Source organism: Pseudomonas sp. PS02303, from assembly GCF_029959925.1.
In the GTDB taxonomy this organism is placed as follows: Bacteria; Pseudomonadota; Gammaproteobacteria; order Pseudomonadales; family Pseudomonadaceae; genus Aquipseudomonas; species Aquipseudomonas mandelii.
In genome coordinates, this window is the sequence record NZ_JASCOM010000383.1 from 1 (window position 1) to 3,939 (window position 3,939).

General features: G+C 61.0%; 4 protein-coding genes. All 4 read right to left on the bottom strand.

What is annotated here, in order from left to right; genetic code table 11:
- Nucleotides 1-82: 82 nt before the first annotated feature.
- Nucleotides 83-1,333 (bottom strand): cyanide-forming glycine dehydrogenase subunit HcnC, encoded by a 1,251-nt coding sequence (gene hcnC / locus QMX98_RS32940; RefSeq protein WP_102594368.1) that lies wholly within the window; start codon nt 1,331-1,333, stop codon nt 83-85.
- Nucleotides 1,326-2,735: a cyanide-forming glycine dehydrogenase subunit HcnB gene (gene hcnB / locus QMX98_RS32945; protein WP_282412000.1), complete on the bottom strand. Its 1,410-nt coding sequence runs from the start codon at nt 2,733-2,735 to the stop codon at nt 1,326-1,328. Before hcnB ends, hcnC begins: the two co-directional genes overlap by 8 nt.
- A complete protein-coding gene (gene hcnA / locus QMX98_RS32950) occupies nt 2,732-3,046 on the bottom strand; it encodes a cyanide-forming glycine dehydrogenase subunit HcnA (RefSeq protein ID WP_010455211.1) in 315 nt (104 codons plus the stop codon). Before hcnA ends, hcnB begins: the two co-directional genes overlap by 4 nt.
- 237 nt (nt 3,047-3,283) lie before the next feature.
- Nucleotides 3,284-3,823: a hypothetical protein gene (locus tag QMX98_RS32955; protein WP_282412001.1), complete on the bottom strand. Its 540-nt coding sequence runs from the start codon at nt 3,821-3,823 to the stop codon at nt 3,284-3,286.
- Nucleotides 3,824-3,939: the final 116 nt, after the last annotated feature.

A 3,939-nucleotide genomic window follows, 5' to 3' on the forward strand; every position in this document is an offset into this window, starting at 1 on the left:
CGGGGGAAAGCCTCGATCATACAGGTCTGGTGTCCTTGTAGGAGCGAGGCTTGCCCGCGAAGAACGATAACGCGGTGTAATGTCAGGCCAACTTCTTCAGCCCAACGCGCTCCTCGGCAAACCGATCCGCCAAAAACGGTGTGATATCCAGCGGCAGCGGTTCGTTGTTAACCAGTTTATCCAGCAGCACCCCGGTAATCGCCGACGTCAGAATCCCCGTGCGGAAATGCCCACAGGCATTCAGATAACCCTCCACCCCTTTCATCGGCCCGAGAATCGGCAACTCATCCGGCGACCCCGGGCGCAGCCCCGCCCAGGTCCGTTTGAGATTCACATCCGCCAGCTCGGGAAGACAGCGCACCGCCCCCTGCACCAGCCCGGCAATTTCCGGGTAGGTGGTGGTCACGTCGAAGCCTTTATCCTCCGTCGTGCTGCCAATCAGGATCTCGCCGTTGTCTTTCTGCGCCACATAACAATCGCTGGTGGTCAGGCAACCGTTGAGGATTTTCGGCAGGCGTTCGGTCAGCAGAATCTGCCCCTTCACCGGTTTCACCGGAATCCGGATACCGGTGGCCTGCTCACTCAAATCCGCCGCCCAGGCACCCGCTGCGTTGATCAGCGTGCTGCAGTGAAACACTCCGGCTTCGGCCGTCTGCACACCGCTGACGCGAGAACCCTGGTGCAAAACCCCGGTGACGTTGGTGTTGAAATACAGGTCCACGCCGTTCTGTCGGGCACCTTCGGTGTAGGCATCGGCCAGTCGGAATGGACTGACTTGATGGTCGCAGAGAAATTCCAGCGCCCCGCTCGCCTCATGGCTGACACTCGGCTCGGCCGCGCGCAGCGCCGCCTGGTCGAGCCAGCGCACCTGATCGGCCAAATGGGGAATGCAGGCTACGATGTGTTCGGCGTAGAGTCGGTCTTCCTCGTCGTAGATCACGAATTTCAGGCCGGTCTTTTCGAACTTGAAATCCATCCCGTGACGGTCTTTCAACTCGCGGTGCAGTGCCGGGTACATCGCGTTGGACTGCAAGGCGAAATCGAAGAACGACTGCGGCAGGATGTGCGGCGTGCTGGAATCCACCACCACCGCCGAACCCTGGGCTTCACGCTTGCGGTTGGCCGACATCATGCGAAAGAAAATTACCCCGCAGCCCAGTCCTACCGACTCGCCAATCGCCCACAAGCCGCCGGCTGACGCGCGGGTAGCGTTGCCCGGACGCTTACAGTCGATCAAGGCGACTTTGAGGTTTTTGCGCTTGGATAACTGATAGGCGCAGGACGCCCCGATCACACCGCCACCAGCGATGACCACGTCATAGAACTTACTCATGATTCGCGGCCTCCGTGCCGACGGAGTGGAACGCAGAAAAGGGAATCGGATCGATAGGGAAACGCGGCCGCAACCAACCCACGTCTTGCCGACCGGTGACTTCGCGCAACCGGTCGGTGCAATAGCCGACGCACATCCGCCCCTGACAATCGCCCATGCTCACCCGGGTGCGCATTTTCAGGCTGGCCAGGTCTTGCACGCCTTGCTCCAGCGCCCGGTCGATGTCGGCGCGGGTCGCGTGTTCGCAACGGCAAATCACCGTATCGGCGGCCGGCAGCGCGGTTTGCCCGGCGCCGCGCTCGGTGTATCGGTCGACCGCCGCGCGAAAGCGCACGATGGCCTTGAGTTTCGACAAATAGCGATTGCGCCGTACCAGGGCCAGTTCCGCGTCCAGCACGTCCCGTTGCAGCAGGATCGATGTGGCCGCAATCCGTCCCGCGAGCATCGCCGCTTCACCACCGCGAATGCCGCCCATGTCACCGGCCAGGTGCACGTGAGGCTCGCTGCTTTGCTGCCAGATATTGGCACTGGCCCGCAGATAACCGTCGTCGCTGTACCCGTGGTTCAGACCCATCTGCTGACTGAGTTGGGTGCGCGGGATAAAACCGTAGCCAACCGCCAGGGTTTGCGCAGCAATCTGCTCGGCACGGGTCAGGTCCGGCACCCAGGTGCTGGAATATGGCGCCACGGTCACGGCATTCAGCTCTCCTTCGCCCTGCGCCGCCACCACGCCCCAGCCGTAATGCATGGGGATGCCGTGCAGCTTGAGGAACGCGAGCATGCTCAAGCCATCGAGGAACAACTGCGGCTTGTTCAGCAGTGACAGGCTTTCCCGAGCGATCTTGCCGAACGCGCTGGCCTCGTAAACACCTGCGACGCTGACACCGGACGCGTGCAGCTGACAGGCCACCAACGGCAATAAAGGGCCGGTGCCGGCAATCACCACGGGGCCTTGAGGTTTGACCACCCCGCTCTTGATCTGCAATTGCAGGCCGCCCAGCAGGATCACCCCGGGCAAGGTCCAGCCAGGGAACGGCACGCTGCGTTCATGGCAACCGGCGGCGAGCAGCAATTGCGGGTAGTCGACTTTCTGCAACTGCTCCTCGCTGTCCAGCACCACCAACGCGCGCGTGCCTTCGGCACCGACCACGCGGTGATTCAGGCGCACCTCGATCAGCGCTGCGTGCGCCTGGAACTCGCCATGCAAGGTGGCCAGCGCCTCCGAGTACCGCGGCCCCAGATAGTCCAGTTGCACGCCATCGCGCAACGGTCCGCGATAGACCACGCCGCCCAGCCGCGAAGCTTCTTCAAGCAACGTGCAACGCACGCCGTGCCGGGCCAGTTCAATGGCCGCCGCCATCCCTGCCGGCCCACCGCCGACGATCACTGGAAGCAGGCTCATACACCCTCCTGCTCAACGATGCGGTTGACTTGGGTTTCGACCCGCATGCCGTCACGCACCACGGTCTGACAGGCGCGACGTTTGTGCCGACCATTGATTTTCACCAGGCAGCATTGGCACACGCCCATGCCGCAATAGGCGCCGCTGATTTGGTCGTGATCGTTACGGGCCACCTGGCGCAGGCCAAGGGATTGAATGACCGAGAGGACGGTTTCACCGAGGGCGGCGCTGACCGGTTGGCCGTTGATATGCACAGTCATATCCGCGCGCGGTAGCGGCTGGATATCAAACATTCTGTCTAGGCGAGGCATTGCGATGTTCTTCCATGAGAGTTCAGGTGAGGTTCCACAGCTCCTTGCTGCACTACACCTTGCGGGCCAACGACTCGGTAAAAGGCTCGCACCGGTACTTCGACAGCGCAACAGGGTGCGCGTCAAAGCAATGTAGTCGAAGCCACAGAAGGGGCTTGGATCTTTTACGGTAGGAGATATCGCAGAAGAGAATATTGATCCAGGCCAGTGAAAGACTCCGCCCCCCCAACCTGCCGATCAGTTAGAGAAAACGTACTGACCCTTGACCTTTTTCGAGCCCACGAAGCCCAGGTCCGGGAACAACAGGTTTTTTACCAAGGCGACGAAGAACACCATGCCCAGGGTGATAACGACGCCGACCACGGTCATCACCGGGTCTTCTTCATATCCCTTGAACATCCGCGAAATCTGGCTGACGGTCAGAATCACGTAAATGGTGTAGGCCTGTGCCACGTTTTTGTAGAAGCCCCAGGCAAACGCCAGCGGTACCAACACCGCAAACAGGGTGAAAAACACGACCGCACCAGAACCGATCATCGCGCCCAGGTAAAACCCGGACACCGCACCCAGCAAGGCCTGTACGCAGGTCAGCGCAATCAGGATGCTGACCTTGCGTGAGTGTTTCTGCCGCAGTGCCGGATCGGGCCGGGCACCAATCCAGTAAGCCAGCACCCGATCCTTGACCGCCCCACCGGAGAACGCCTTGAACGTCTCGGTTTTGGAGCGCCCGGCGTCGAGCATCGCCACCAGTTGCCGCTTGATTTCCTTTTTGTCCAACGTACTTCTCCCCTTCTTGAGTCAATGCAAAATAAAGGTGGGAGCGAGCCTGCTCGCGAAAGCGGTGCATCAGGCGACATCCTCATCGACTGAAAGTCCGCTATCGCGAGCAGGCT